This is a genomic window from Myceligenerans crystallogenes, assembly GCF_039529775.1.
Classification (GTDB): domain Bacteria; phylum Actinomycetota; class Actinomycetes; order Actinomycetales; family Cellulomonadaceae; genus Myceligenerans; species Myceligenerans crystallogenes.
In genome coordinates, this window is the sequence record NZ_BAAANL010000015.1 from 1 (window position 1) to 4,067 (window position 4,067).

The 4,067-nt window shown below is 56.8% G+C and carries 4 protein-coding genes; 1 reads left to right on the forward strand and 3 read right to left on the reverse strand.

Going from position 1 to position 4,067, the window contains the following annotated elements:
• Window positions 1-301: 301 nt before the first annotated feature.
• Genes ABD208_RS20320 through ABD208_RS20330 form a run of 3 tightly spaced genes read right to left on the reverse strand, consistent with a single transcriptional unit; the run spans window position 302 to window position 2,299 of the window.
• Window positions 302-919 carry a hypothetical protein gene (locus ABD208_RS20320; RefSeq protein WP_344106622.1) on the reverse strand — a complete coding sequence of 206 codons (618 nt, stop codon included), beginning with the start codon at window positions 917-919 and terminating at the stop codon, window positions 302-304.
• Between the two features lie 49 nt (window positions 920-968).
• The gene (locus ABD208_RS20325) at window positions 969-1,355 is read right to left on the reverse strand and encodes a helix-turn-helix domain-containing protein (RefSeq protein ID WP_344106624.1); all 387 of its coding nucleotides are present in this window, start codon (window positions 1,353-1,355) and stop codon (window positions 969-971) included.
• Entirely contained in the window at window positions 1,355-2,299 is a 945-nt protein-coding gene (locus tag ABD208_RS20330; protein WP_344106627.1) for a replication initiation protein, read from the reverse strand. The genes ABD208_RS20325 and ABD208_RS20330 overlap by 1 nt, the downstream gene beginning before the upstream one ends.
• 302 nt (window positions 2,300-2,601) lie before the next feature.
• Between ABD208_RS20330 and ABD208_RS20335 the strand changes: the two genes are divergently transcribed.
• Window positions 2,602-3,381 carry a hypothetical protein gene (locus tag ABD208_RS20335; RefSeq protein WP_344106629.1) on the forward strand — a complete coding sequence of 260 codons (780 nt, stop codon included), beginning with the start codon at window positions 2,602-2,604 and terminating at the stop codon, window positions 3,379-3,381.
• Window positions 3,382-4,067 lie beyond the last annotated feature (686 nt).

The following is a 4,067-nucleotide window of genomic DNA, read 5'->3' on the forward strand; positions in this document are numbered from 1 at the left end:
GCGGGTTTTCTGACATCTTAGGATCGGGTGTTGTTTGGCGGGTGTTGTTTGGCGGGTGTTGTTTGGCAGGAAATGGTTATTGAATACACACCCGATCAAAACTGACATCGCCACCAGCGGCGCGGCAATTTCTGGACACCGTAAAAGGGGGGTAGCGCAGCACATAGGGGGGATTTTTAGGGGGATACGGGCGGCACGGTCTCGGCGCTCGGCCTTGATTTATTACGCAATACGCGCGCGGCATGGTGCCCTAACACGGCACCAGCACCTGTTTTCTTGGGGTCACTATGCGAGGCGATTGTCATAGGCGACCGGGCGTCACGGTCACATCTATCGCGCTATCCGTGGCAGGATCATATGTGCATGTGTAAATGACATTCTGCCATGCACCAAAGCCGTTCTGAAACTGAGCCTTGTCGCCAATGTATGTGACGAGTCCTTCATCCTGATTTTCCCAACGAATGCGCGGGAATTTTGTGTCTGTCCATCCATCGGTCCAGCGCATATCGAATTGCGCCAAGCGCTCTATGGGTCTTCGGCAACGCACTGCGGCATCAATCGAATATTTTTGCCCCCAGCACTGCAAGTCTTGGCGGCATGCCTCAAGCTCAGCGGCTTCGGCTTCGGCTTGAGCGGCTCTTTCAGCCTCAGCTTCCAACTCAGCAGCGGCTTCGGCTTCGGCTTGAGCGGCTCTTTCAGCTTCTATCGCGGCTATTCTTTCAGGGCTTGTCTCAGGAAAAGCAACGGCAACAACCATCATCAAAATGAACCCGCCGGTAGGATATAAAACAGCCTGCAAAAGAGCCGTTTTCCTTCGTCCTTTCCATGCAAGAAGCCCATAAAGTGCCCTCAGCGTCATGATGACAATGCCAATTCCTAAGATTACCAGAATAGCAGTTTGCATATCCTCATTGGTCATGGCGCGATCCTCTCAGTTTTGAAGTTAACGGTTCTATTTCTTGCCAGCTTCACCACGGCCACCAGCGGCGGCGCGGCACGGCATCGGGCGGCGGTAACATGCGGCGCAGGTCATCAAGGTTTTGTTGCAGTAGGGCGTTCTTTTCGCGCTCGGCATCGAGTGCAGCTTCGGCACGTGCAAGGCGCAGTTCTAGGGCATGGTCTAGCGGCGGTTCTGTGGGTGTCTCACGGCGGTTCACTTGCTCCGGCTTAGTCCGGTCTACGGGTTTTCCCGTAGGGCGCGGCTGATACAGGCGGCGCAGCTCGGCGGCGTCTATCTGCCAATGTCCGGCGTCTGATTTCGCGGCGCTTATTTTCCCATCTGACAAGGCGCGCATGAGTGTTGCGCGGCTGACCTGATACATCTTCACGGCATCGCGGGGGCTAAGTTTAGGCATCACATTTCACCATCTGGCCTAGACGGTTCTAAGCCTGTCTCACTGCGGCCTAAATGGTCTGGACTAGTCCGGTCTATGCCTGTCGCATTGGCGAGGCTCTCGGCCAGTCTGTGGCGCTCTTGTGCGATTGTCTCCACCAGTCCGGCGCGGCGCGCTTTCCGGCCTACGCGCGGGCGGTCTAGTTCCTTCTGTGCCTTCACCAGCTCGGCGCGATCCTTTAGGCCCCATGCGATCCGCACACCAGCAACACGGCGGCCCTGTTTCAGCGGCATATACTCGGCGCGAAAACCCGCAAGTTGATTGATTTCAGCTAGGGCGGGTTCGAGGGCGCGAAACTTCAAACCTTGCCAACTGTTGAGCTTTCCAGCGGGCACGCCTAACAGGTCGCGCAGGTCGTCTAGGCTGACATCCTCGGCAGTCTTACGCAGGTTCGCGCGCAGGCTGAGCCATAGATACAGGCGCAGCGAATAGCGGCTTTCAAAGCTCAGAACGGCGCGGCGGGATATGCTGGCCCAATGCGTGCTATCGGCAATGACGCGGCGCATGGTCTTGGAAAATTCAAACCTGATTTCGGCACCGTCTAGGCTATCCGGTTCGCGCTCGACATCGGACAAGATCGGCCCTGATTTGGTATGTGCGCGGCCTTGGCGGCTCACCAGCTGGACGGAAACAATCGTGCTATGCAGCTCGGCTATTGCCTCGGCCAGCTCATCGCGGCTTCTGTGGAATGTTTCATTCAGAACGGCGTAGGGGATGCGGTGTTGCTTATCCTCGGCAACGGCTATTCCGGCCTCTTGGATAAGCAGGCAAAACAGCTTGGCGGCGCGCAGGGAAAGCGCATTGCCAGACACAAAGCGCATGCCCACCAACTCGCCAGCCGCGATAATTGCGTCCGGGTCCGGGCGTGCCATTTTCACGGCGCTGAGTGTGGTCAACTTTGCCATGCAGAAACGCTATAAAGAACGCAGACTGCCAGCAAGTTCTTGCGCCCGCAATCCGTTCTTTTTCACCCGCAATCCGTTCTTTTTCACCCGCAATCCGTTCGCGTAGGCCCGCAATCCGTTCTTTTTCGTTCTCTAATCCTCTGTAAATAAACGGTTTTTCGGCCTAGAAATAGAAATATGGAAATAAGAAAAGAAGGCTGACACCTGAAAGTTATCCACAGGCATTATACATTTAGTATACGTCTCCTTTTGTTCTCACTACATCTTCCATCGATTCCGATTTTAGCCTAACATTGCTGAGAATGAAGCGGGCATTCCGTCCAGCACATGAGGCAAAATTTGTTATGCGGCGTGAATTGCTTAGAATAGATGAGGCTGAGCCTGTTTCAGTGCATATGGGCCAGCATTCCGGCCTAGTAGGTAACACTCACCCATCCACCCGCTACACAGTCACGCGCGAATTGCCACGTGGGGCGCAGGCACGCATGATGCAGGCGGCGGCATTCTCTGAGCACATCGGGCACCCAATAAACACCATTTTGACCGTCAACGCGGCTCACCTTCAGCGCATTGGCGAGGGCGGTGTTTTCGGCGTTGGTAATCTGTGGGATGGGCTTCAGGAATTGCTCCAGCTGATCCGTAAATGGGTCAAGGCGCGCGGTATCTTCTGGGCGTGCATATGGGTCAGGGAATGGGCACCACGCGGATATGAAGGGCAGGCGGGCGAGCATTGGCACATCGCGATTCACTTGCCTAAATGCCTTCATGCTGACTTCGCAAAGCAGGTCGCAGAATGGACGGGCGAGGCGGTCGGGGCGGTCGCACCATCGGCGCGGGTTTCGGCGGTGTCTGTGGGGCGTGCGTGGCATTTGGGCGTGCGTCATGGGCGCGGCGGCCCTGAAAACATCGCGGCCTATTTTGGCAAGTCTGAGCCTGCCACAATTAAGCGATATGGGCGGCGCATAGAAAACCCTGACAAGCCACGCAACAGAGGCCGGTATCGGTTCGGCGGCTCCGGCCCCATCGAGGGCAAGCGATTTCACATCTGCAAAACACTCGGCACAACGGCGCAGGCGAGGTAGGGCTATGTTTAGGGCATTTCCCGCGCAGGGGTTCGCGCTGAGTGGCCTTCAGGCGGTCTTGGCTGTCATGATGCGGAAAACCCCTAATGGCGCTGTATGGCGCTTAAAATGGCCCTCACGGCGCATTGATATTCATTCAAAGGATTTCAAACATGCCTAGGGGCGGGGTTCGTCCAGGCGCTGGGCGTCCAGCTGGATCGGAAAACTCCGACACGGCGCAGGCGCGGCGCGCATTGGCTGAGCTGGCGGCGGGTCACGTTGGGGTCGCGCTCTCGGCATTGGCTGACATCGCGGCAAACGGGCAAAGCGAAGGGGCGCGGGTCTCGGCGGCGTGCGCGATCCTAGACCGGTGCTATGGGCGGCCACGGCAGGCACCACCAGCGGCGCAGCTTCACGGTCTCGGCGATCCGTTGCCAGATCCGTTTGGCCCGATTGGCAACTGGTAGCGCTTCACTGCGTGCAGGGAATTTTCCGACATCATGCGCACCTGATTTCGGCGCTATGTCCGGTAACGTTCCATTATCGGACATCACTTTGCAAAGTCTCCGACACCGAATTTTCCGACATCTTCAGGCGGCATCGAGGCGGGGTTTTGTGACATCTTAGGCGGCGGGTTTTCTGACATCTTAGGATCGGGTGTTGTTTGGCGGGTGTTGTTTGGCGGGTGTTGTTTGGCAGGAAATGGT